Source organism: Kitasatospora sp. NPDC101155, from assembly GCF_044768305.1.
GTDB lineage: Bacteria > Actinomycetota > Actinomycetes > Streptomycetales > Streptomycetaceae > Kitasatospora.
Map to the genome: position 1 here is coordinate 73,552 of NZ_JBIWPN010000032.1, position 24,556 is coordinate 98,107.

The 24,556-nt window shown below is 73.4% G+C and carries 13 protein-coding genes and 2 pseudogenes; 13 read left to right on the forward strand and 2 right to left on the reverse strand.

Annotation, left to right across the window (positions count from 1 at the left end; all coding sequences use genetic code 11):
- Positions 1-161 precede the first annotated feature (161 nt).
- From ACIRYZ_RS33445 to ACIRYZ_RS33480, 8 genes are all read left to right on the forward strand, one after another.
- The gene (locus ACIRYZ_RS33445; RefSeq protein ID WP_402951690.1) at positions 162-3,209 is read left to right on the forward strand and encodes an AAA family ATPase; all 3,048 of its coding nucleotides are present in this window, start codon (positions 162-164) and stop codon (positions 3,207-3,209) included.
- Positions 3,210-3,726: 517 nt separating this feature from the next.
- The gene (locus tag ACIRYZ_RS33450; protein ID WP_402951716.1) at positions 3,727-6,681 is read left to right on the forward strand and encodes a putative bifunctional diguanylate cyclase/phosphodiesterase; all 2,955 of its coding nucleotides are present in this window, start codon (positions 3,727-3,729) and stop codon (positions 6,679-6,681) included.
- A gap of 331 nt (positions 6,682-7,012) precedes the next feature.
- Positions 7,013-8,866 carry an acetolactate synthase large subunit gene (locus tag ACIRYZ_RS33455; RefSeq protein ID WP_402951692.1) on the forward strand — a complete coding sequence of 618 codons (1,854 nt, stop codon included), beginning with the start codon at positions 7,013-7,015 and terminating at the stop codon, positions 8,864-8,866.
- A gap of 32 nt (positions 8,867-8,898) precedes the next feature.
- Positions 8,899-9,423, forward strand: a complete 525-nt coding sequence (gene ilvN, locus ACIRYZ_RS33460) for an acetolactate synthase small subunit (RefSeq protein ID WP_097236150.1) — start codon at positions 8,899-8,901, stop codon at positions 9,421-9,423.
- Between the two features lie 183 nt (positions 9,424-9,606).
- Positions 9,607-10,605, forward strand: a complete 999-nt coding sequence (gene ilvC, locus ACIRYZ_RS33465) for a ketol-acid reductoisomerase (RefSeq protein WP_393029412.1) — start codon at positions 9,607-9,609, stop codon at positions 10,603-10,605.
- Positions 10,606-10,846: 241 nt separating this feature from the next.
- Positions 10,847-12,427 (forward strand): phosphoglycerate dehydrogenase, encoded by a 1,581-nt coding sequence (serA, locus tag ACIRYZ_RS33470; RefSeq protein WP_402951718.1) that lies wholly within the window; start codon positions 10,847-10,849, stop codon positions 12,425-12,427.
- A gap of 366 nt (positions 12,428-12,793) precedes the next feature.
- Entirely contained in the window at positions 12,794-12,955 is a 162-nt protein-coding gene (locus ACIRYZ_RS33475; protein ID WP_402951695.1) for a hypothetical protein, read from the forward strand.
- Between the two features lie 218 nt (positions 12,956-13,173).
- Positions 13,174-16,527, forward strand: coding sequence for a S8 family serine peptidase (locus ACIRYZ_RS33480; protein WP_402951698.1), 3,354 nt, complete (start codon positions 13,174-13,176; stop codon positions 16,525-16,527).
- A 49-nt stretch (positions 16,528-16,576) separates the two neighbouring features.
- Here the strand turns inward: ACIRYZ_RS33480 and ACIRYZ_RS33485 are convergent, their stop codons facing one another.
- Positions 16,577-19,063: a YfhO family protein gene (locus tag ACIRYZ_RS33485; protein ID WP_402951701.1), complete on the reverse strand. Its 2,487-nt coding sequence runs from the start codon at positions 19,061-19,063 to the stop codon at positions 16,577-16,579.
- A 158-nt stretch (positions 19,064-19,221) separates the two neighbouring features.
- Here ACIRYZ_RS33485 and ACIRYZ_RS33490 point away from each other — a divergent pair, with 158 nt between their 5' ends.
- From ACIRYZ_RS33490 to cimA, 5 genes and pseudogenes are all read left to right on the forward strand, one after another.
- Positions 19,222-19,785: a Uma2 family endonuclease gene (locus ACIRYZ_RS33490; protein WP_402951704.1), complete on the forward strand. Its 564-nt coding sequence runs from the start codon at positions 19,222-19,224 to the stop codon at positions 19,783-19,785.
- A gap of 58 nt (positions 19,786-19,843) precedes the next feature.
- Positions 19,844-20,881, forward strand: coding sequence for a 3-isopropylmalate dehydrogenase (locus ACIRYZ_RS33495; protein WP_402951706.1), 1,038 nt, complete (start codon positions 19,844-19,846; stop codon positions 20,879-20,881).
- Between the two features lie 244 nt (positions 20,882-21,125).
- A complete protein-coding gene (locus tag ACIRYZ_RS33500; RefSeq protein WP_402951709.1) occupies positions 21,126-22,238 on the forward strand; it encodes a branched-chain amino acid aminotransferase in 1,113 nt (370 codons plus the stop codon).
- 61 nt (positions 22,239-22,299) lie between these two features.
- Positions 22,300-22,383, forward strand: a pseudogene (locus tag ACIRYZ_RS33505) (Uma2 family endonuclease); the annotation flags it as partial.
- A gap of 390 nt (positions 22,384-22,773) precedes the next feature.
- Positions 22,774-24,393, forward strand: a complete 1,620-nt coding sequence (gene cimA, locus ACIRYZ_RS33510) for a citramalate synthase (RefSeq protein WP_402951711.1) — start codon at positions 22,774-22,776, stop codon at positions 24,391-24,393.
- Between the two features lie 87 nt (positions 24,394-24,480).
- On the opposite strand, the pseudogene ACIRYZ_RS33515 reads toward cimA, so the two are convergent.
- Positions 24,481-24,556 (reverse strand): annotated as a pseudogene (locus ACIRYZ_RS33515) (ATP-binding protein); the annotation flags it as partial.

Sequence of the window (24,556 nt, forward strand, 5' to 3'; positions counted from 1 at the left end):
CCGAAGGAGTTCCGGAGGGGGAGGCGCCGCAGGAGAGCGCCTCCCCCTCCGGGCTTTCCACCACGCTCTCGTCCACGCTCTCGTCCATGCCCGCGGCCGGACGTTCGCCCGGGGAGATAACCTCTCCTCCCGCCACCACCGGCTATGGCATGCTCGCCTCCATGCAGCAGATATCGGTCAGTCCCGTCTTCGTCGGCCGCGGCAGCGAGATCACCGAACTGACCGAAGCGCTGCGCCGGGCGGGCACCGGCAGCCCCCAGGCCGTCCTGATCGGCGGCGAGGCCGGCGTCGGCAAGACCCGGCTGCTGGAGGAGTTCCTGCAGCGGGCCTGCGACCGCGGAGCGGTCATCACGCTCGGCCGCTGTCTGGAGGTCGGCGCCGAGGGCCTGCCGTACGCGCCGCTGGCCGCCGCGCTGCGCCGGCTGCACCGTTCGCTGGGCGCCGAACTGGAGGCCGCCGCGGCCGGCAGCGAGGGGCATCTCGCCCTCCTGCTCTCCGAGTTCGGCGAGGTGGACGGCGAACCCAACGACGAGTACAGCCGGGCCCGGCTGTTCGAGCACACCGCAAGACTGTTCGAACGGCTCGGCGCGGAGCGTACCCTCGTCCTCGCCGTCGAGGACCTGCACTGGTCCGACCGCTCCACCCGCGAACTGCTGGCCTTCCTGGTGCGCACCCTGCACCGCTCCCGGGTACTGCTGGTCGCCACCTACCGCACCGACGACCTGCACCGCCGCCACCCGCTGCGCCCCTTCCTGGCCGAGCTCGAACGGCTGCGCACCGTCCAGCGGTTGGAGCTGGAGCGGTTCCGCCGCCGCGAGGTCGCCGCCCAGCTGGCCGGCATCCTCGGCACCGCCGCCCCCGACCGCCAGCTGGTGGACCGCATCCACCGCCGCTCGGAGGGGAACCCGTTCTTCGTCGAGGAGCTGGCCACCGCCTTCCAGGACGGCTGCGGCGCCGGGCTGACCGACTCGCTGCGGGACATCCTGCTGGTCCGGGTCGAGAGCCTGGACGAGGAGGCCCAGCGGGTGGTGCGGATCGCCGCCGAGGGCGGCTCGCACGTCGAACACGCCCTGCTGGCCGCCGTCCTGGCGGACGACGAGGAGGCGCTGATCGAGGCGCTGCGGGCGGCCGTCGGCGCCAACATCCTGCGCCCGGACAGCGAGGGCGAGGGCTACCGCTTCCGCCACGCGCTGGTCCGCGAGGCGGTCTCGGACGACCTGTTGCCCGGCGAACGGCACCGGATCAACCGCAAGTTCGCGCTCGCCGTGGAGGCCCAGCCGCACCTCGTCCCCGGTGATGCGCTGCCCGCCCGGCTGGCCAACTACTGGTACCAGGCGCACGACCCGGCCCGAGCCCTGCCGACCGCCCTGGACGCCGCCCGCGCGGCCCGGCGCCGCAACGCCTTCGCCGAGCAGCTCGGTCTGCTGGAACGCGCCCTGGAACTGTGGGACATGGTCTCCGAGGAGGTGCTGGCGCACACCCTGCGCCCGTACGACTGGGCCGAGACCTACCCGCCCGGCTCCTGCGACCACAGCTCCGCCGACGCGGACTGCGACCGGATCCAGCTGGTCGACGTGCTGGCAGAGGCGGTGGTCGCGGCCCGGCGCTGCGGCGACCGCGAGCGCGGCCTGAGCCTGGCCAAGCGCGGGATCCGGCTGGTCGACGAGAGCGAGCACCCGGTGCGCGCGGCCTGGTTCCGGATCAACCGGGCCCGGATGCTGGGCAACCTGCGCCGCTCCGGTGACGACGAGGAGATCGCCCGCGCGTACGCGCTGGTCGACCACCTGTCGCCGTCCGCCGTGCAGGCCGAGGTGTTCGCGCTGGCCGCCGGGACGGCGATGCTCAAGAAGGCCGGCCCCGAGCACATCGAGCTGGCCGAGCGCGCGATCCGGATCGCCCAGCAGGTCGGCGCGCACTCGGTCGAGGTGCACGCCCGGATGACCCTCGGCGGCCTGCGCCACGACGTGCAGGGCGACGCCGACGGCGGGCTGGCCGAGCTGGTCGGGGCAGTCGAGGCGGCCCGCCGGCTGGGCGTGCCGGACCTGCTGCTGCGCGGCATCAACAACCTGGCCAGCGCGCAGCGCGGGCTGGGCCGGGCGGAGGAGGCCGTACGGCTGGCCCGGGAGGGCCTGGACTTCGCGGACGGCAACGGCCTGCTGCGCAACATCGGCACCATCCTGACCGGCAACCTGGTCGAGGCGCTGCTCGACCTCGGCCGGGTGCAGGAGGCCGACGAGGTGCTCTCCGCGTGCGAGCTGAGCAGCCTGAGCGGCACCCACGCCGAGTTCCTGGACCGGATGCGCGGCGAACTCGCCCTGCTGGCGGGGGACCTGCCCACCGCGGCGACCATGCTGGCCCAGGCGCGGGCGGCCAACCGGATCGGCCAGGTCCAGCACAGCGTGCCGATCAGCCGGCTGGCGATGCGGGTCGCCGCGTACGGCGGGCGGCCGCTGGAGGCCCGGGCCGAACTGCTCGCCGCGCTCGCCGAGGACGGGCGGATCGGCCACGAGTCCGACGTCTACCCGCTGCTGGTGGAGGCCGCCGGGGTGGAGGCGGACAGCCGCGGCCTGCCCGAGGCCGAGGCGGGCCGGGCCGAGACGCTGGCCGCGATCGCCGCGGCGGCCGCCGAACTGCGCCCCCGGGCACCGCTGCACCAGGGCTGGGCCCGGCTGCTGGAGGCCGAACTGGACCGGGCCCGGGGGGCGGACACCCCCGGGCAGTGGGCCGAGGCGGTCACCGCGCTGCGGGCGGCCGCACTGCCCTACCCGCTGGCGCTCGCCCTGCTGCGCGGCGGCGAGGCCGAGGTGCAGGCCGGGCGGCGCGAGGCGGCGACCGAACTGCTGCGCGAGGCGGCCGAACTGGCGACCGCCCGGGGTGACCGGCTGCTGGGCTCGCAGATCACCGCGCTGGCCGAGCGGGCCGGGCTGAACCTGGCCCCGGCCGGTCGCCCGGCCGCCGAGGCCGCGCCGACCGGGTCCCCGGGGGACTCCTTCGGCCTCACCCCCCGTGAGCGGGACGTGCTTCGGTTGCTCGCGCGCGGCTGGACCAACCGGCAGATCGCCGAGGAGCTGTACATCTCTCCGAAGACGGCAAGCGTGCACGTGTCCAACATCCTGGGCAAGCTCGGGGTCGGCGGTCGCGGCGAGGCGGCCGCGCTGGCCCACCGACTGCGCCTGTTCCCCGAGGACCTGGACCCCGCAGGCCGCTGAGACCGCGGGCCGCTGAGACCGCGGGAAGCCGGCCGGGCCCGGACGGTCGCCGACCAGGGCCTGTCTCTTGGGTCCTCGGCACGGGCAGGGCGGGTGGGCGCGCCGTCGCGTGCTCCCGTGCGCGCCGCGTGAGCCCCCGCCCGCGCGCCGCCGCCAACCGGGCCGATCCGTCGGAATCCGGTGTATCCGCCCACCATGTCGCCATTACTCTAAGTTGAGTGTGCGTGTCATTGAGTGACGGAATTGGTGTAGGGTCCCGATCGGGAGCATCGGTGCGGTGCGGCGGCCGGAAGGGCGCCCACCCCCTGGGCCGCCGTCCCGACGGGGCGCCAGGTCGCCGCGTACGGCCGAGAGGTGCGCGGCCGGTGGTCCGTGGCCGGGGCGCCGGGCCCCGGGCCGGAGGGGGAGAGGCCGAGTGAGCTCCACCGACACGGTGCTGCCCGGAGCCGGACGGCCGGGCGTACCGCCCGCCGACACGTCCGCCGTCGACCCGCCGGAACCCGCCCGGCGCGGCCCGCTGCGCAGGCTCCTGGGGAGCCGCGCGTTGCCCGGCCTCGCCCTCGGCGGGCTCTGCCTGGCCTACGCGCTGGGCGCGGCCGCCGACTGGGGATCGTGCCAACTCTCCATCTTCATGGGCGACTTCGGCCTGGCCGCGGCGGCCCTCGCGGCCGCCCTGTCCTGCCTGGTGTACGGCTGCACGGTCGACGGGCACGCCCGCCCGGCCTGGCTGCTGTTCGGCCTCTCCTCGCTCATGGTCGCCTTCGGCAACGGCACCTGGGGCTGGTACGAGCTGGTCGTGCGCACCCCGCTGCCGCAGGACTCGCTCGCCGCGTACGCCTTCCTGCTGTTCGCCCCGCTCTCCATCATCGGCGTCCTGGTGCTCGCCCAGCGCCCGCGCTCGGCGGCCGGCTGGCTCTGCCTGCTGCTCGACGGCTGGCTGATCGCCGGCTCGCTGTTCACCCTCAGCTGGAGCCTGGCACTCGGCCGGATCGCGGCCGGCGAGGACGGCTCCCCGCTGCGCATCGCCCTCAGCCTGGCCTACCCGGTGCTGGACATCCTGCTGGTCAGCCTGGTGATCGGCCTGCGCTTCCGCGGCCGGGACGGCAACCGGGCATCCGTGCACACCGCGATGCTCGCGCTCGCCCTCACCGTGCTGTGCGACGCCCTGTTCACCTCCCCGGAGCTGCACAGCAACTACCACTCCGGCGAACTGCTGGACGCCGGCTGGTTCTCCGGCAGCCTGCTGCTCGCCTGGGCGCCGTGGTCCCCGCGCTGGCGCCGTCCGCTGCGCGAACACCCCTCGGCCGGCGGCCTGCCGCGCCGCCGGGTGGCCACCACCTTCAGCGCGCTCACCCCGTACGCGGCGGCCGCCGTGTGCATCGCCGGAATCCTCTACAACGCCCTCGGCGGGCGCGAGTTGGACCGGGTGGTGGCCGCGGCCGCCTGCACCGTCGGGCTGGCACTGATCCTCAGGCAAGGCGTGATGCTGCTCGACAACCTGTCGCTGGCCCAGGAGCTCGGCCACAAGGAGGCGCACTTCCGTTCCCTGGTGCAGGGGTCGAGCGACGTCATCATGATCGCCGGGGCCAACGGCGTGCTCTCGTACGTCTCCCCGGCCGCGCTCGGTGTCTACGGGCGGGACCCGGAGGAACTGGTCGGCGGCAACCTGCTGGACCTGGTCCACCCCGAGGACGTGGACCGGGTGCTCTCCGAGGTCCGTCGCTACCTCGCGCGGGTGCGGCTCGCCGCCCACCGCACCCCGGGCACCGCCGAGCCCTCGGCCCGTGTGGAGTGCCGGATCAGCGCCGGCGCCGGCGAGTGGCTGCACGTCGAGTCGACGGTCAGCCGGCACCGCGACGGCCTGCTGCTCAACAGCCGGGACGTCACCGAACGCGTCATGCTCCAGGCCCAGTTGCAGCACAACGCCTTCCACGACCCGCTCACCGACCTGCCCAACCGGGCGCTGTTCACCCAGCGGCTGCGCGGCGCCCTCGGCGCCCGCGGCCAGCAGGGCGGGACGGGCGCCGGGATCGCGGTGCTGTTCCTCGACCTGGACGGCTTCAAGGCCGTCAACGACAGCGCCGGCCACCAGGTCGGCGACGAACTGCTGGTGCAGGCGGCCCGCCGGCTGCAGGGCGCGGTGCGCTGCGAGGACACCGTCGCCCGGTTCGGCGGTGACGAGTTCGCCGCGCTGGTCTGCGGCCGGCTCGGCCGGCTGCAGGTCCAGGAGCTGGCCGAACGGCTGCGGGTCGCGCTCTCCGCGCCGTACTGGATCGGCGGGGCCGAACTCGGCGTCGCCGCCAGCATCGGCATCGCCTTCGGCACCCCCGAACGGGGTCCGACCGCCGACCCCAGAGCCGCGGCCGACGAGCTGATGCGCAACGCCGACCTCGCGATGTACCGGGCCAAGTCCGAGGGCAAGGGCCGGGTGGTGCTCTACGTCCCGGCGATGCGGGCCGACCTGGAGCGCCGCAGCGAGCTGGAGGAGCGGCTGCGGGTGGCCGTCCGGGAGGGCGGCTTCACCCTGCTCCACCAGCCCCTGGTCGACCTCGGCAGCGGCGCGGTGACCGGCGTCGAGGCGCAGGCCCGCTGGCGCTCGGCGGGCGGCCTGCTGCTCACCCCGGGCGAGTTCCTGCACTCGGCCGAGCGCGGCGACGCGGGCGCCCGGTTCTCCCGCTGGCTGGTGCACGAGGCGGTCGCGGCCGCCGCCGACCGGCGCGCCCTGTCCGGCCGCGGCCGCGGCGGCGCGGTGCCCGTCCCGGTGGCCGTGCGGCTCTCCGCCCAGCGGCTCTGCTCGCCCGGCCTGTACGAGACGGTGGCCGCGGCGCTGCGCGACAGCGGACTGCCGGCCGGCGAGCTGGTGATCGAGGTGGCCCGGATGGGGCCGGACTCGCTCGCCGACGAACTCGGCCGCCGGCTGGCCGCGCTGCGCCGGCTCGGCGTCTCCACCCGGCTGGCCGGCTACGGCGCCGGGAGCGGCTCGCTGGGGGCGCTCGCCCGGCTGCCCTTCGACGGGCTGAAGCTGGACCGCACGCTGGTCCAGGGCCTCGGCGAGTCCTCGCTCAGCAGAACCCTGGCCGGGCACGCCCTGCGGCTCGGCCGCGACCTCGGGATGAGCACCGGCGCCGAGGGGGTGGACCTGCCCCGCCAGGTCGCCGCGCTGCAGGAGCTGGGCTGCCGCCAGGCCCAGGGCTCGGCCTTCGCCCCGCCGCTGGACGAGACCCGGCTGCGCCGGGCGCTGACCCGCCGCGGCTACCCGGTGCCCAAGCCGCTCGGCTCGCTCTCCTCCCGTCGCGGATGCCTGGCCGCGGACACCCGGACGGGTGGCTGTGCGGACGCCCCGGGAAGTCGTGTCGTAGATCACCAGGCGACTCCCCAGCCCGACCAGGGGGCCTCGGACCTGCCCGAACGCCGTGCCGTCGCCGGTCCAGGGGCGGGTCCGCATGGCGAGACGGTGATCCCACCTGCTTGACACGCCACCCCGGTCGGGAGGAAGGTCGTTGCCATGCGCACCCGAATTCTCGTACTTGGCGGGCGCGTCGGCTGAGTGGGCTCACACGCCCCGCTCGTGACAGACCGACGCGCCACCCCTCGCATGCCCTTGGGCACGAGGGGTTTTTTGTTGCACCGACGCTGTTCCACTCCCGCAAGACCCCTGGCCCGATCGCCCCGAGAAGTCCGATTCGTCGGATTCGAGCGGGACGATGGAGGCAGAGCCGGCGATCGGCCCGGACCGGGACCCCACCCTCGCAGCACCGGGGCCCGCAGCACCGGACCGGCAAAACCCGAGAAGAGACAGGCAGATGACTGAGCACGCCGCATCCCCCCGCCGCGGGGACAACCCGGCCGCCCACGCTCCCGCTCCCCAGCACGTCGCCGAGACCATGACCGGAGCCCAGTCGCTCATCCGCTCGCTTGAGGCCGTAGGCGCGGACACCGTCTTCGGCATTCCGGGCGGGGCCATCCTTCCCGCGTACGACCCGCTGATGGACTCCACCAAGGTGCGCCACATCCTGGTCCGGCACGAGCAGGGCGCCGGCCACGCCGCCACCGGCTACGCCCAGGCCACCGGCCGGGTCGGGGTCTGCATGGCCACCTCCGGCCCCGGCGCGACCAACCTGGTCACCCCGATCGCCGACGCGTACATGGACTCCGTGCCGATGGTCGCGATCACCGGCCAGGTCGCCTCCAAGGCGATCGGCACCGACGCCTTCCAGGAGGCGGACATCTGCGGCATCACGATGCCGATCACCAAGCACAACTACCTGGTCACCGACCCGGCCGAGATCCCCCGGGTGATCGCCGAGGCCTTCCACATCGCCGCGACCGGCCGCCCCGGCCCGGTCCTGGTCGACATCGCCAAGGACGCCCTGCAGGCCACCACCACCTTCCGGTGGCCGGTCGAGACCGCGCTGCCGGGCTACCGCCCGGTCACCAAGCCGCACGCCAAGCAGATCCGCGAGGCCGCGAAGATGCTGGTCAGCGCCAAGCGCCCGGTGCTCTACGTCGGCGGCGGCGTGATCAAGGCGCAGGCCACCGCCGAGCTGCGGATCCTCGCCGAGCTGACCGGCGCCCCGGTCGTCACCACCCTGATGGCGCTCGGCGCCTTCCCGGACAGCCACCCGCAGCACCTGGGCATGCCCGGCATGCACGGCTCCGTCCCGGCGGTCACCGCGCTGCAGAAGTCCGACCTGCTGTTCACCCTCGGCGCCCGCTTCGACGACCGGGTCACCGGCAAGCTGGACAGCTTCGCCCCGTACGCCAAGGTCGTGCACGCCGACATCGACCCGGCCGAGATCGGCAAGAACCGCCCGGCGGACGTGCCGATCGTCGGCGACGCCCGCGAGGTGCTCGCCGACCTGATCGTCGCCGTCCAGGCCGAGTTCGACGCCGGCCACAAGGGCGACTACTCGGAGTGGTGGGAGAAGCTCAACGAGTGGAAGAAGACCTACCCGCTGGGCTACGAGCCGGCTCCGAGCGGCCAGCTCTCCCCGCAGCAGGTCATCGAGCGGATCGGCCAACTCGTCGGCTCGGACGCCATCTACGCGGCGGGCGTGGGCCAGCACCAGATGTGGAGCTCGCAGTACATCCGCTTCGAGCGGCCCGGCACCTGGCTCAACTCCGGCGGCGCGGGCACCATGGGCTACGCCGTCCCGGCGGCGATGGGTGCCAAGGCCGGCCGCCCGGACAGCGCGGTCTGGGCCATCGACGGTGACGGCTGCTTCCAGATGACCAACCAGGAGCTGGTCACCTGCGCCCTGAACGGCATCCCGATCAAGGTCGCGGTCATCAACAACGGCTCGCTGGGCATGGTCCGGCAGTGGCAGACGCTGTTCTACAACCAGCGCTACTCCAACACCGTGCTGCACTCCGGCCCCGAGCACGACGGCATCGAGCCGCCGGCCCAGGGCACCCGGATCCCCGACTTCGTCCTGCTGTCCGAGGCGATGGGCTGCGTCGGCCTGCGCTGCGAGCGCCCCGAGGACCTGGACGCGGTCATCAAACAGGCGATGGAGATCAACGACCGCCCGGTCGTCATCGACTTCATCGTCCATCAGGACGCCATGGTCTGGCCGATGGTCGCGGCCGGCACCAGCAACGACGAGATCCAGTTCGCCAAGGGCGTCCGCCCCGACTTCGGCGACGACCTCGACTGACGGCCCCCTATCCAGAACGACTGAGGAATCCCATGTCCAAGCACACCCTCTCCGTCCTGGTCGAGAACAAGCCCGGCGTGCTCGCCCGCATCGCCGCGCTGTTCTCCCGTCGGGGCTTCAACATCGACTCCCTCGCCGTCGGCCCGACCGAGCACCCGGACGTGTCCCGGATGACGATCGTGGTCAACGTCGAGGACCTCCCGCTGGAACAGGTCACCAAGCAGCTCAACAAGCTCGTGAACGTGATAAAGATCGTCGAACTCGACCAGGCCGCTGCGATCCAGCGGGAACTGGTCCTGGTGAAGGTCCGCGCCGACAACGAGACCCGGTCGCAGATCGTCGAGATCGTCCAGCTGTTCCGGGCCAAGACGGTCGACGTGTCACCTGAAGCGGTGACCATCGAGGCCACTGGTAGCTCGGACAAGCTGGAGGCCATGCTCCGGATGCTGGAGCCTTACGGCATCAAGGAGTTGGTCCAGTCCGGCCTGGTCGCCATCGGCCGCGGCGCCCGTTCCATCACGGACCGGTCGCTGCGCGCCCTCGACCGCAGCGCCTGAGCCGGCGCCGGCTCAAGCGCGGCGACTCACGCGAGCGCCGTCTCGCCCACCCGTCGCCCGCCACCACCCATCCAACGGCGCGCTGGCGCGCGACACCTTTTAGCGACGACCCCACACCACCCCCGGCTGCGCATACGGTAGGACCCGCGCACCCGGCACCAACACGCAAGGAGATGTGCCCCCGTGGCCGAGCTGTTCTACGAAGACGACGCCGACCTGTCCATCATCCAGGGCCGCAAGGTCGCGGTCATCGGCTACGGCAGCCAGGGCCACGCCCACGCGCTGTCCCTGCGTGACTCCGGCGCCGACGTCCGCGTGGGCCTGAAGCCGGACTCCAAGTCGCGTGCCAAGGCCGAGGAGGCCGGCCTGCGCGTCGTCACCCCGGCCGAGGCCGCGGCCGAGGCCGACGTCATCATGATCCTGGTCCCGGACCCGATCCAGGCCGACGTCTACGAGGCGGACATCGCCCCGCACCTGAAGTCCGGCGACGCCCTGTTCTTCGGCCACGGCCTGAACATCCGCTTCGGCTTCATCAAGCCCCCGGCGGACGTCGACGTCTGCATGGTCGCCCCGAAGGGCCCGGGCCACCTGGTCCGCCGCCAGTACGAGGAGGGCCGTGGCGTCCCGGCGATCGTCGCCGTCGAGCAGAACGCCTCCGGCAAGGCCTTCGAGCTGGCCCTGTCGTACGCCAAGGGCCTGGGCGCCACCAAGGCCGGCGTCATCAAGACCACCTTCACCGAGGAGACCGAGACCGACCTGTTCGGTGAGCAGGCCGTCCTCTGCGGTGGCACCGCAGCCCTGGTGAAGGCCGGGTTCGAGACCCTGGTCGAGGCCGGCTACCAGCCGGAGATCGCCTACTTCGAGTGCCTGCACGAGCTGAAGCTCATCGTCGACCTGATGTACGAGGGCGGCCTGGAGAAGATGCGCTGGTCGGTCTCCGAGACCGCCGAGTGGGGCGACTACGTCACCGGCCCGCGCATCATCACCGACGCCACCAAGGCCGAGATGAAGAAGGTCCTCGCCGAGATCCAGGACGGCACCTTCGCCAACACCTGGATCGCCGAGTACAAGGCGGGCCTGCCCAAGTACAACGAGTACAAGACGGCTGACGAGAACCACCTGCTGGAGACCACCGGCAAGAAGCTGCGCTCGCTGATGAGCTGGGTCAACGAGAAGGCCTGAGCCCCCCGGGGCCGCTGATTTTGTCACTGCCTTGTACAAGTAGGCTGCTCCCGTCCGGGTGATTTCGCCTGACGGGAGCAGCCTCGTACTCTGCCCGCCGATACACTCCGAGTGCGCGTCAGGCCCACAGCGTCGTGCGTCTACCTACGCGGCATGCCACCTTCCCCCGCTCTCCACGCCACCCACGTGCGCCGGGGAACCGGACAGTTAAGGACACACTGTCGTGAGCACTGCGACCACTGTGAAATCTGGCGTCGTCCTGATCGCCGAAGAGCTTTCGCCCGCCACCGTCGACGCCCTCGGCCCCGACTTCGAGATCCGCCACTGCAACGGCGCCGACCGCACCGAGCTGCTCACCGCGATCGCCGACGTGGACGCGATCCTGATCCGCTCCGCCACCAAGGTCGACGCCGAGGCGCTGGCCGCCGCCCGCAAGCTCAAGGTCGTCGCTCGGGCGGGCGTCGGCCTGGACAACGTCGACGTCGCAGCCGCCACCAAGGCCGGCGTGATGGTCGTCAACGCGCCGACCTCCAACATCGTCACCGCCGCCGAGCTCGCCTGCGGCCTGCTGATCTCGGTCGCCCGCAACATCTCCCCGGCCAACGCCGCGCTCAAGGGCGGCGAGTGGAAGCGCAACAAGTACACCGGCGTCGAGCTGAGCGAGAAGACCCTCGGCGTGGTCGGCCTGGGCCGGATCGGTGTCCTGGTCGCCCAGCGGATGTCCGCCTTCGGGATGAAGATCGTCGCGTACGACCCCTACATCCAGGCCGCCCGCGCCGCGCAGATGGGCGTCAAGCTGGTCTCGCTGGAAGAGCTGCTGGAGATCTCGGACTTCATCACCGTCCACCTCCCCAAGACCCCGGAGACGATCGGCCTGATCGGCGACGAGGCGCTGCACAAGGTCAAGCCGACCGTGCGCATCGTCAACGCCGCCCGCGGCGGCATCGTGGACGAGGAGGCGCTCGCCGCCGCCCTGCGCGAGGGCCGGGTGGCCGGCGCGGGCCTGGACGTGTACGCCAAGGAGCCGTGCACCGACTCCCCGCTGTTCGCCTTCGACAACGTGGTCGCCACCCCGCACCTGGGCGCCTCCACCGACGAGGCGCAGGAGAAGGCCGGTATCGCGGTCGCCAAGTCGGTCCGCCTCGCGCTGGCCGGCGAGCTGGTACCGGACGCGGTCAACGTCCAGGGTGGCGTGATCGCCGAGGACGTGCGCCCGGGTCTGCCGCTGGCCGAGAAGCTCGGCCGGATCTTCACCGCGCTGGCCGGCGAGGTGGCCGTCCGCCTGGACGTCGAGGTCCGCGGCGAGATCACCCAGCACGACGTGAAGGTGCTCGAACTGTCCGCGCTGAAGGGCGTGTTCGAGGACGTGGTGGCGGAGACGGTGTCCTACGTCAACGCCCCGCTGTTCGCCCAGGAGCGTGGCGTCGAGGTCCGTCTGACCACCTCCAGCGAGAGCCCCGAGCACCGCAACGTGATCACCGTGCGCGGCACCCTCGCGAACGGCGAGGAGATCGCGATCTCCGGCACGCTGTCCGGCCCGAAGCAGATCCAGAAGATCGTCGGCGTGGACGCCTTCGACGTGGACGTGGCGCTCACCGACCACATGGCCTTCTTCAAGTACGAGGACCGCCCCGGCGTGGTCGGCGTGCTCGGCCGGCACCTGGGCGACGCGGGTGTCAACATCGCGGGTATGCAGGTCGCCCGGGACGGCGGCAGCGCCCTCGCCTCCATCACCGTGGACAGCGAGATCCCCCAGGACGTGCTGACGGCGATCGCCTCCGAGATCGGCGCCCGCTTCGCGCGCTCGGTCGACCTGGGCTGATCCCCCCGGCCTGAACAGGGCCCGGACCGCCGTTCGGACGGTGGTCCGGGCCCTGCTGCGTGCTCCCGGGTGGCTCCCGTCTCAGATACTAGGAAATCCAAGTATTCGTGCAGACACGGCCGGGGCGGGGCCTTACGGTGGAGGAGCCATACGGTGTGCCGCCCCTGTAGCCAGGGCGTGCGGCCCGTGTGCGCGTGCGCCGTCACGGGCAGGCGATCCCTGCTCCCGCGCTCCCACCCGTCGCCCGCCGCCACCCTTTTGGGACGCTCCCCCAGCCTTCGGCCGGGGGGACCCCCATCGCGCGGCACCTTTCGAGTCTCCCCTCTCGTGCTGCTTGTCCGCAGCGCCGCTTCCAAGGAGCCCGGTATGCCCTCCACCGCTGACCGTCACGTCACCACCACCCCCGCCGCCACCCCCGTCCGCGCCCCGCGCCGTCGCCGGGCCGCCGAGCGGAACCCCTTCGCGGCCGCCGCCCTGCAGCGCTCGCTCGACCGCCGCGACAACGGCGGCGTGGCCGGCCACAACTGACCGGTGCCGCCGGTGGCATTCATCGGCCTACTGGGCCGTTCGGGCTGACTGCGGGTCACTCCGTAGGGTGCAACTCGGCTCCATTCGAGGGAAGTTGCTCGCCCTCCCCGGCGCGATCATCCTAATTTGGGGCCCCCGGAAGGGTGATCGACGTCCGCGCGGGCGGGCGTCAGCGACACGCTGTGCGGATCATTCCCCCGGCCGGGGGAGAGGGCCCAGTGCGTCTGCCACCCGTTCGCCGACCGATCGCCCGGATCGGTCTCACCCTGGTCCTGCTGGCAGCTGCGTTCGTTCCGAGCAGCGCCGTGCTCGCCGCCATCCCGGCGGCCGGCGGCCCGTCCAGCGCGGGACCCCCGGGCCGGGGCCGTACCGCCTCCGTCCTGCTGGAACTCACCACCGAGGCGGCCGGCCCCGCTTGGCAGCGGGCCGCCGAGACGGCCCGACGGGCCCAGCGCTCGCCGGAGGCCGTCCGTCGGGAGGCCGCCCGGGCCGGAGCCGTCCAGCGCGGCCGGGCCGGGGACGCGCTCGACCGGCTCGCCGACGCCGTCCACCGGGCGGCGCCCGCCACCCGCGAGCTCTACCGCACCCGCACCCTGCTCACCGGCCTCGCGGTCAGCGCGCCCGCCGACCGGCTGCCCGCGCTGCGGGCGCTGCCCGGTGTCCAGGCCGTCCACCCGATCGTGAACAAGCAGCGCGACAACGCCCACTCCGTCCCGCTGATCGGAGCCCCGAAGGTCTGGGAGGGCGACTCGGCCCTCGCCGGGAACACCGGCCGGGGCATGCGGATCGGGATCATCGACAGCGGCATCGACTACACCCACGCCGACTTCGGCGGCCCCGGCACCGAGGCGGCCTTCCGCTCGGTCGAGCGCGGCAAGCCCGCGCCGGCCGGGCTGTTCCCCAACGCCAAGGTGGTCGGCGGCAAGGACCTGGTCGGCGACGACTACAACCCCGACCCGGCCTCCCCGCAGTACCAGCCCGTCCCGCACCCCAGCGACAACCCGATCGACTGCGTGCGCAACGGGCACGGCACCCACGTCGCCGGAACGGCGGCCGGGTACGGCGTCACCACCGACGGCCGTCCGTACACCGGCCCCTACCGGCCCGGGCTCGACCCGGCCTCGTTCAAGATCGGCCCCGGCGCCGCCCCCGGCGCGCAGCTCTACGGGATCCGGGTGTTCGGCTGCGACGGCGCCACCGACCGGATGGCCCAGGCGCTCGACCTGGCCGCCGACCCGAACGGCGACGGCGACCTCGGCGACCGGCTCGACGTGGTCAACCTCTCGCTCGGCAGCCGCTTCGGCAGCCCCGACGACGCCGACTCCCTGGCCGTCGACCGGCTCGCCGCGCTCGGCACCGTGGTGATCGCCGCCGCCGGCAACGAGGGCGACGTGTACGGCATCGGCGGCAGCCCCGGCACCGCCGCCCGGGCCATCACCGTCGCCGCCTCCGTGCACGGGCACGCCGAAGTGGACGGCATCACCGTGCTCGACCCCGCCCCGCTGGCCGGGGTCGTCCCCGGGCACTGGAGCGGGCGCTACCAGGGCTGGTCCACCGCCGAGGTGAGCGGCGCGCTCGCCGTGCCCGTCGACCAGGCGGACGGCTGCGCCGCGTTCAGCGAGGCCGACAAGCAGCGGCTCAAGGGCAGGATCGCGCTGCTCACCTGGCGCACCGGCGAGGCCGAGCGGGCCTGCAACTCCGGCCCGCGCGCCGACCACGCGGCCGACGCCGGGGCCATCGGCGCGCTCTACGCCGCCGACAGCGACCACCTGGCCGAGATCTCGGGCGACGACCGGATCCCGGCCGTGCTGCTCGGCCACGCCGACGGCGAGCGGCTGCTGAAGGCCGCGGCCGCCGGGGACGTCCGGGTCCGGCTCGCCGCGCCCGGCAACCCGCTGCACGGCTCGGTCCCCCAGAACCAGCCGTCCAGGGTCGACACCCTCACCGACTTCACCTCCCGGGGCATCGGCGTGCCCGGTGTGGTCAAGCCCGACCTCGCGGCCCCGGGCGAGACCATCTGGTCGGCCCTGGTCGGCAGCGGCAGCGGCGGCCAGCGCGAGAACGGCACCTCGATGGCCGCCCCGCACGTGGCCGGGCTGGCCGTGCTGGTCCGCGCCGCGCACCCGGACTGGCCGGTCGAGCAGGTCAAGGCCGCGCTGATGAACACCAGCACGGACACCTGGCTCGGCGACGACCACGGCGGGCCGGTCTACGGGCCCGAGCGCACCGGGGCCGGACGGGCCCGGGTCGACCAGGCGGTCCGCACGCCGGTGGTCGCCTACGCGGCGGGGGAGGGCGCCGAGGCGGGCAGCGTCGGGGTCTCCTTCGGCCCGGTCGAGATCGGCGGGCCGACGGCGCTCGGACGGGAGATCGAGCTGCGCAACTACTCGGGTTCTCCGTTGACTTACCGCACCGGCTACGCCGCCGCGACCGAACTCCCGGGCGCCTCCTACCAGGTGACGCCTGCCGAGGTCGACGTGCCGGCCGGCGGCACCGCACGGGTGAAGGTGACGCTGTCCGTACCGGGGGAGTTGGGGCGCACACCGGACCCGACCATCGACACCCTGCAGGGCGGCAAGGCCCGCAGCTACCGGGGCGAGCTCTCCGGGCGGGTGCTGCTCAGCCCGGTCGACGGAGCGCTGCCGCAGCTGCGGGTGCCGGTGTTCGCCGCCCCGCGCCCGGCGAGCGACCTGACCGCGGCGGCCTCCGTCCGGACCACCCGGGACGGCACCCTGGTCGCGCTCGGCGGCAGCGCGGCGCCCGGTGAGCGGCCCGGGCTGGTCAGCGCCCTCGCGCTCGGCGGCGAGGCCGCCCGCTGGCCCGACTGCCCGCCCGGCGGCGGCAAGGCCGTCGGCCCCGGCTCGGGCATCCGGCCCGCGGACGCGGCCGAGCCAGCCGACCAGCCGAAGGACCTCTGCGTCGAGCACCCCGGCGACCGGGCCGCCAACCTGCGGGCGGCGGGGGCGGCGGCCGACGCCGACCAGCTGTACGTGGGCGTGCGGCTGTGGGCCCCGGCGGCGACGCCGGTCGGGCTGTACGGGGTGCGGGTGTCGCTGGACACCGACGGGGACGGCGTCACCGACGTGATCCTCAAGGCCGACCGGCTGCACGGCAGCGACGTCCTGGTCTCCCGCGCCCTGGACGCGCGCACCGGCGCCGAGCTCGACGTCCAGCCGCTCAACGCCCGTTGGGGCGACACCGACACCGAGCTGCTGGACAGCGACGTCCTGGTCCTCCCGGTCCGGCTGAGCGCCCTGCCGGGCGTCAAGCCCGGCCACAGCACCGTCCGCTACGGCGTCTGGACCGGCGTCGTGGGCGGCGACCGGCCCGATCCGGCCGACGCCTACTCCTCCATCGGCCTGCGGGGCACCGTCCCGACCGTCCCGCTGGACGTCCTGCACCCGGCCCTCTCCGTCCAGGCCGGCCTCACCGGCCCCGCCGCGGTGGTGGCCCCGGCCGGCCCGGGCACCGTCCTCGACGTGCACCGGGCGGCGGGCGACAGCTCCCGGCTCCTGCTGCTGTACCACCTCAACCCGGCGGACCGGCGGGCCCAGGTGCTCACCCTGCCGTGATCACCGACCAGTGGGGCGGCCCGCCGGGACTCCGGCGGGTCGCCCCTCGTCACGCCCCGTCGGGGCCCTGGGCGGCCAGGCGGCGGTCGCGGCGCGGGATTCGGGTCGGGCGGCGGGAGAGGCGGGCGAAGACGGCGACCAGGGCGAGGACCGCGGCGGTGCCGGAGGTGACGGTGAGGCCCTCGGTGAGGCCGGGCGGGCGGAAGGCGCAGGTGAGGCGGGAGGCGCCGCCGCCCAGGGGGACGCCGATCATGCCGAGGACGGGGGTGGGGACGGTGGCGGGGCGGCCGTCGACGGCGCAGGTCCAGCCCTCGGTGGCGGGGACCGAGAGCAGCGCGGTGCCGGTCGAGCCCGCCGGGAGGGTCGCCGCGACGGTGTGCCCGCCGGCCTCGACGCGGGTGGCGCCGGTGGCGGTGAGGTGGGCGACGGCGGCCTCCAGGGCGCCGGCCCGCAGGCAGCCGATCGGGCGGGCCGGGACCTGACTGACGACGTCCGAGCGCAGGGTCACCCGGACCACCCCGTCCGCCGGGACGGTCCCCAGCCGGTGGATCGCCACCGCCGTGGTGGGCTGCTCGCCGTCGCTGCGGTAGCTGGTGCCCAGGCCGCTGACCGTGCCGCGGTACCAGACCCCGTGGAAGTAGGCCGTCCCGCCGGGGGCGCAGCCGGCGGTGAACACCGTGCCCTCGCCGCCGCCCGGCACCGACCAGCCGCTGGTGCCGTGCAGGGTGGGCGCCGGGCCGCCGGCCGGGACGGGCAGCGGGGTGTCGTAGACCTGGCTGCCGAGCAGCGACTCCTGCCGGGACCAGACCGAGGAGGTGTCCGGGCGGGCCCCCGGCGGCAGCACGGTGACCAGCGGGGGCGCGGCCGCCCGTACGGGGGTGAAGCCGTCCGGGGGCGGTCCGTCGTCCAGGTGGGCGCGGACCGCGAACAGGGCCCGCCCGACCGGGTCGGTGACGCTGGTGGTCTGCCGCCCGCCGGCCGTCCAGCCCGCGCCGAGGTCGTGCAGCAGCAGGGCGGTGACGGTGGGCAGGGAGGCGCTGAAGTAGCCGCCGCCCTGGCCGTTCAGCAGCAGCGGGTCGTTGGCGCCGAAGGCGTGCGGGCCGGGGTCGCTGCGGCCGTCAGGCCAGTCGGCGGCCTCCCGTACGGCCGCGTACCCGGCCCGCACGGCGGCCGGGGAGGCGGTGTCGGCCGGGGCCGCGCCGAGCGCCGCGTACCCGGACCAGACGGCGTTGCCGAGCACCGCGCCGCCGAGCACCCAGGTGGCGAGGACGTTCGCCCGGCGGTCGGTGTGCCGGCGGTCCAGCACCAGGAGCGCGGCCAGCAGCACGACGCCGCCGACGCCCAGCAGCACCCAGGTGGAGGCGGGGACCGCGTGCCGGCTCGCCGCCAGCCCGGCGACCACCGCCGTGACGGCCGAGCCGCCCAGCAGGGCGAGCCAGTCCGGCCGGTGGGCCAGCGACACCCAGCCGGCCAGCACCAGCAGCCCGCTGAGCACGAAGGCGGCCCGGTACGGCCCGCCGGCCGGGATCGCCAGGCCGTGCCAGACCAGCACGGTCGGGGTCCAGACGAAGCTGAGCACCACCAGCACCAGTGCCGCGCACCAGACCGCCCGCTCGCGGATCCGCACCCGGCGGTTGAACGCCAGCCCGCACACCAGCAGCAGCCCGAGCACTCCGATCGCCACGTCCGGCAGCGGCTGCCCGCCCTGGGCGGTGGGCAGCAGCCGGGCGAGGTGGCCGCCGAGCCCGCCCGGGCCGACCGGCTGCACCGGGGACTCGGGCTGGGCGCCCCGCGCGGCGCGGACGGCGACGAACAGCACGGGGGAGGCGAGCAGCACCCCGGTGGTGGTCAGGGTGACGGCCCGCCCGGTGGCCCGGACCCGGTGCCGGAACGGCCGCGGGGTGGCGAACGTGCGGACAGCGAACAGGAGTCCGGCGATCAGGGTGGCCAGTGCGGCGGTGTAGAGGTTGCCCGCCCAGACGAGGGCCACGCACAGCGAGCCGGCCACCCAGCGCCGCTCGTGCAGGCACCAGTCCCCGACCAGGCCGAGCAGCGGCAGCGACACCAGGCCCCAGAGCCACATCGGTGCCGTGCCGCCCACGTCCAGCACCCAGGCGCAGAGCCCGTACCCGACGGCGGCGATCGCCCGCAGCCAGTGGGGGCCGGGGTGCAGGCGGCCGAGCAGATGGGCCATCAGGGCGGTGGCGAGGCCGATGGTGGCCAGGGCGACCAGGAAGACGGCGAGCGGCCCCTGGTCGCGCGGGAGCAGCGCGGTCGGCCAGGAGAAGGGGTTCATGAGGTAGGCGAAGAAGTCCGGCAGGAAGGGGGCGCCGTAGCCGCTGTTCCAGTTGAACAGCAGGTCCCCGGCGGCCTGTCCGTGCAGCAGGTCCCACAGGTGGGCGTGGTACGGCACGGAGAGGTCGCCGACCCCGGTCGGCCACCGCCCGCGCAGCCCGGCGGCCAGCGCGTACCCGCCCGCCGCCAGCCCGGCCGCACCCCCGCAGACCAGCACCTCCCGCCGCCGCTCGGTCCTCACGCACGCGCCCCGTTTCTGCCAGGAACCTCGGACCACGCCACCCTATGGGCGCCCCCGGCGCAACTCTGATCACCCGCGCTCCCTCGAAGGAGTGGCGCCTGCGAGCGCTTCGCCGAGTAGCCTTGGAGGGCCGCCAGGATGCCCGTATGGGAGGAACCATGAGCATCGCGCCGTACCCCGACTGGATTCGGCCTCCTGCTGGTGGCTACACCGCAGAGGATCTTGACCGGCTGCCTGATCTCCCGCCGCACACTGAGCTGATCGACGGGAGCCTGATCTTCGTGAGTCCGCAGACGAAGTTCCATGTCCGAGCGAAGCGCGTGCTCGAACGAGGGCTGGAGAAGGCGGTTCCGGAGGGCTGGGAAGTGTGGCCGGAGATGACCGTCACGCTAGACCGGCGGAACCGGCCGGAGCCTGATCTCCTCGTGGTTCACGAGGACTCGGACACGGGCTATCGCCAAACGGGTTTCTCCGCCGAGCATGTCCTGCTTGCGGTCGAGGTCGTCTCGGAGGAGTCCCGCGAGCGTGACCGGGAGATCAAGCCGGGCAAGTACGCGGCAGCCGGCATTCGTCATTTCTGGCGCGTCGAATGTGACGAGGGCCGCCCGGTCGTTTACACGTTCGAGCTTGAACCGGCGTCCAAGCGGTATTTCCCGACCGGGATCTACCACAAGCAGTTGAAGGTCGATCAGCCGTTCCCAGTGGAAATCGATCTGACCTGATCGTCCAGATGCTGGACGTGAGGTGTCAGCACCTGGGACACCGGAGTAGGGTCCGAGCATGTCTCGCACCATTCGTCTCGCAGTTGTCCCGGGTGACGGCATCGGCCAGGAAGTGGTGGCCGAAGGTCTGAAGGTCCTGGAGGCCGTGCTTCCCCCCGACGTGAAGCTGGAGACCACCGAGTACGATCTCGGCGCCCGGCGCTACCACCGGACCGGCGAGACGCTGCCGGACAGCGTGCTGGCCGAGCTGAAGGCCTTCGACGCGATCCTGCTGGGCGCCATCGGCGACCCGAGCGTGCCGTCCGGAGTGCTGGAGCGGGGCCTGCTGCTCAAGCTGCGGTTCGCCTTCGACCACCACATCAACCTGCGGCCGGGCCGGCTCTTCCCCGGCGTGCAGTCCGTGCTGGCCGGACAGCCGCAGATCGACTTCGTGGTCGTCCGCGAGGGCACCGAGGGCCCGTACGTCGGCAACGGCGGCTCGCTGCGCACCGGCACCCCGCACGAGGTGGCCACCGAGGTCAGCCTGAACACCGCGTACGGCATCGAGCGCGTGGTGCGCGACGCCTTCCGCCGGGCCCAGGCGCGGCCGCGCAAGAAGCTCACCCTGGTGCACAAGAACAACGTGCTGGTGCACGCCGGGCACCTGTGGTCGCGGATCTTCGCGGAGGTCGGCCGGGAGTTCCCGGAGGTCACCACCGAGTACCTGCACGTCGACGCTGCCACCATCCACCTGGTCACCCAGCCGGAGCGCTTCGACGTCATCGTCACCGACAACCTGTTCGGCGACATCCTGACCGACCTGGCCGCCGCCGTGACCGGCGGCATCGGCCTCGCCGCGAGCGGCAACATCAACCCGAGCGGCGAGTACCCGGCCATGTTCGAGCCGGTGCACGGCTCGGCGCCGGACATCGCCGGCCAGGGCAAGGCCGACCCGACCGCCACCGTGCTGTCGGTCGCCATGCTGCTGGAGCACCTCGGCTTCGCCGCCGAGGCGGCCCAGGTGGAGGCCGCCGTCGCGGCGGACCTCGCCGAGCGCTCCGGCGTCCGCTCCACCTCCCAGGTCGGCGACGCGCTCGCCGCCCGAGTATCCGGCTAGCGGGCCGGATCCGAAGTACGGGATTCCGGCTAGCGGCCGGATCGCGACAATGTCCGGCCAGGTGGGCCGGACCGCATAACCGCAGCTTGCAGCTCCCCAAGGAGAGGGAAGCTGTTCGGCACGGCCCTCTGGATGCGAGTATCGACAGTGGGCCGTGCCGTTGTGCGTCCGTTCCGGCGTTGGATCGCCGTAACGTTCCTTCGGCGGGGCGGCCCGAACCAACCCCACGGTGAAGGAAACAGCCATGAGCACGCCCACCCAGGCGCCCATCACGTTCGACCTCAAGCCCTCCGCCCATCCGCTGTCCGCAGCGGAGCGCGAGGCCCGGCTGACCAACCCCGGCTTCGGCCGCGTCTTCACCGACCACATGGTCACCATCCGCTGGACCGAGGGCCGCGGCTGGCACGACGCCCAGCTGGTCCCGTACGCGCCGGTGGAGATGGACCCGGCGAACATGACGCTGCACTACGGCCAGGCGATCTTCGAGGGCCTGAAGGCCTACCGCCAGACCGACGGGTCCATCGCGACCTTCCGCCCGGAGGCCAACGCCCTGCGCTTCCAGGCCTCGGCCCGCCGCCTGGCGATGCCGGAGCTGCCGGTCGAGTCCTTCGTCGAGGCCGTCGAGCTGCTGGTCCAGCAGGAGCGGGAGTGGGTCCCGAACGAGCCGGAGCAGAGCCTCTACCTGCGTCCGTTCATGTTCGCCACCGAGGTCGGCCTGGGCGTCCGCCCGGCGAACTCCTACCTCTTCATGATCATCGCCTCCCCGGCCGGCGCCTACTTCCAGGGCGGCATCAAGCCGGTCTCGGTCTGGCTGTCCAAGGAGTACGTCCGGGCGGCGCCCGGCGGCACCGGCGCCGCCAAGTGCGCGGGCAACTACGCGGCCTCGCTGGTCGCCCAGGCCCAGGCCGCCGAGAAGGGCTGCGACCAGGTGGTCTGGCTCGACGCCGCCGAGCACCGGTGGGTCGAGGAGATGGGTGGCATGAACCTGTACTTCGTCTTCGGCGAGGGCAAGGACGCCAAGATCGTCACCCCGGAGCTGTCCGGCGCCCTGCTGCCCGGCATCACCCGTGACTCGCTGCTGCGCCTGGCCTCGGACCTCGGCTACGCGGTCGAGGAGCGGAAGATCTCCACCGACGAGTGGCAGCAGGCCAACGCCGACGGCACCCTCACCGAGGTCTTCGCCTGCGGCACCGCCGCCGTCATCACCCCGGTCGGCTCGGTCAAGTCCGCCGCCGCCGACTGGACCGTCGGCACCGGCGAGCCCGGCCCGATCACCATGGAGCTGCGCCGGGCCCTGCTGGCCATCCAGGGCGGCCAGTCGCCCGACACCCATGGCTGGCTGCACAAGATCGTCTGATCGTGCTGCCGGGCGCTCCGAGGCACCGGAGCGCCCGGGCCGAAACCTCCTCGGAGCCTTCCTGGCGCTCGACGCCCCTCCAGGATTCAAGGCTGAGCTGATCGAAGGGGAGATCGTCGTGACCTCAGCGCCGGACGGTGAACACGGCCTCACCCTCGACACCGCCGAGCCGGTCGAGTAGCCGTTCCGCATCGCGAGACGGGCGGGCCGGATCGCGGAAGCTGTGTCAGACTGCGAGCGTGTCCTCGCTTTCGCTGATTATTAGCAGCAGGCGCGCCGGTCCGCAGTGACCGCTTCCGCAGGACCCGATGCGGAGCGACCATGAGCGTCCAGACCCGCGCGCAGACCTCTCGCACCCGCGAGGGGTTTTTTGCTTTTTGGGCGCAGCCCCATCGAGCACAGATCCCGGACCGGCCGACGGCCCCCACAAAGGGCTCGGGGACACCGGGGGCGCACGCGGGATCCTGGACAGTGGAGCCGGGACGAAGATCCGGCAGAGCAGTACCAACCCCCCCCGAACGGAGAACCAGGGGCCATGACCGAGGTCAGCCGTACCGACGACAGCTTCCACGTGTTCGACACCACCCTGCGCGACGGCGCGCAGCGGGAGGGCATCAACCTGACGGTGGCCGACAAGCTGGCCATCGCCCGGCACCTGGACGAGTTCGGCGTCGGCTTCATCGAGGGCGGCTGGCCCGGGGCCAACCCGCGGGACACCGAGTTCTTCGCCCGCGCCGCCGCCGAGCTGGAGCTGCGCAACGCCCAGCTGGTCGCCTTCGGCGCCACCCGCCGGGCCGGCGGCAAGGCGGCCGACGACCCGCAGCTGGCCGCGCTGGTCGCCTCCGGCGCGCCCGTGGTGACCCTGGTCGCCAAGGCGCACGACCGGCACGTGGAGCTGGCGCTGCGCACCACGCTGGACGAGAACCTGGAGATGATCCGGGACAGCGTCGAGTTCCTGCGCGCCCAGGGCCGGCGGGTGTTCATCGACTGCGAGCACTTCTTCGACGGCTACCGGGCCAACCGCTCCTACGCCCTCGCGGTGGTCCGCGCCGCGCACCAGGCCGGGGCGGACGTGGTGGTGCTGTGCGACACCAACGGCGGGATGCTGCCGGCGGGTGTGCGGGAGACGGTCGCCGACGTCCTCGCCGACTGCAACTCCTACAAGCCCGGCGCCCGGCTCGGCATCCACGCCCAGGACGACACCGGCTGCGCGGTGGCCAACACCCTGGCCGCGGTGGACGCGGGCGCGACGCACGTGCAGTGCACCGCCAACGGCTACGGCGAGCGGGTCGGCAACGCCAACCTGTTCCCGGTGGTCGGCGCACTGGAGCTCAAGTACGACCGGCGGGTGCTGCCCGCGGGCCGGCTGGCCGAGATGACCCGGATCTCGCACGCGATCGCCGAGCTGGTCAATCTGGCCCCGTCCACCCACCAGCCGTACGTCGGTTTCTCGGCCTTCGCCCACAAGGCGGGCCTGCACGCCTCCGCGATCAAGGTCGACCCGGACCTGTACCAGCACATCGACCCCGAGCTGGTCGGCAACACCATGCGGATGCTGGTCTCCGACATGGCCGGCCGGGCCTCGGTCGAGCTCAAGGGCAAGGAGCTCGGCTACGACCTCTCCACCGACCGGGACCTGGCCGGCCGGGTGGTGGCCCGGGTGAAGGAGCAGGAGAACCTCGGCTACACCTACGAGTCCGCGGACGCCTCCTTCGAGCTGCTGCTGCGCGACGAGGTGCGCGGCAGCCGGGACCGCTTCTACACCCTGGAGTCCTGGCGGACCATCAGCGAGCAGGGACCGAACGGGATTTCCGGCAACGAGGCGACGGTCAAGCTGTGGGCCAAGGGCGAGCGCCGGATCGCCATCGGCGAGGGCAACGGCCCGGTGAACGCGCTGGACCAGGCGCTGCGGAGCGCCCTGGAGAGCATCTACCCGCCGCTGGCCACCTTCGAGTTGGTGGACTACAAGGTCCGCATCCTGGAGGGCCAGCACGGCACCGGCTCCAAGACCCGGGTCCTGATCGAGTCCACCGACGGAACCGCGGCCTGGTCCACGGTCGGCGTGGCCGACAACGTGATCGCCGCCTCCTGGCTGGCACTTGAGGACGCGTACACCTACGGCCTGATCCGGGCCGGGCTGGAGCCGGCCGAGTAACCGCCCCGAACGCGCCTGCGGCCCGCGGGACTTCACCAAGTCCCGCGGGCCACAGGCACGTTCGGGCGCTCTCGGGCCGGTCCCGCCTCAGCGGAGCCGGGCGAGCAGGGCGTGTTCGACGAGGGTGATGAGGGCGCTCTTGGCGCTGTCGCGGCGACGGGCG

What these genes read in the sequence shown, in the direction of transcription:
- cimA (WP_402951711.1), top strand. Translation starts at nt 22,774, where the DNA reads ATGACCGAGGTCAGCCGTACCGACGACAGCTTCCACGTGTTCGACACC.
- ACIRYZ_RS33445 (WP_402951690.1), top strand. Translation starts at nt 162, where the DNA reads ATGCAGCAGATATCGGTCAGTCCCGTCTTCGTCGGCCGCGGCAGCGAG.
- ACIRYZ_RS33455 (WP_402951692.1), top strand. Translation starts at nt 7,013, where the DNA reads ATGACTGAGCACGCCGCATCCCCCCGCCGCGGGGACAACCCGGCCGCC.
- ilvN (WP_097236150.1), top strand. Translation starts at nt 8,899, where the DNA reads ATGTCCAAGCACACCCTCTCCGTCCTGGTCGAGAACAAGCCCGGCGTG.
- ACIRYZ_RS33495 (WP_402951706.1), top strand. Translation starts at nt 19,844, where the DNA reads ATGTCTCGCACCATTCGTCTCGCAGTTGTCCCGGGTGACGGCATCGGC.
- ACIRYZ_RS33475 (WP_402951695.1), top strand. Translation starts at nt 12,794, where the DNA reads ATGCCCTCCACCGCTGACCGTCACGTCACCACCACCCCCGCCGCCACC.
- ACIRYZ_RS33490 (WP_402951704.1), top strand. Translation starts at nt 19,222, where the DNA reads ATGAGCATCGCGCCGTACCCCGACTGGATTCGGCCTCCTGCTGGTGGC.
- ACIRYZ_RS33500 (WP_402951709.1), top strand. Translation starts at nt 21,126, where the DNA reads ATGAGCACGCCCACCCAGGCGCCCATCACGTTCGACCTCAAGCCCTCC.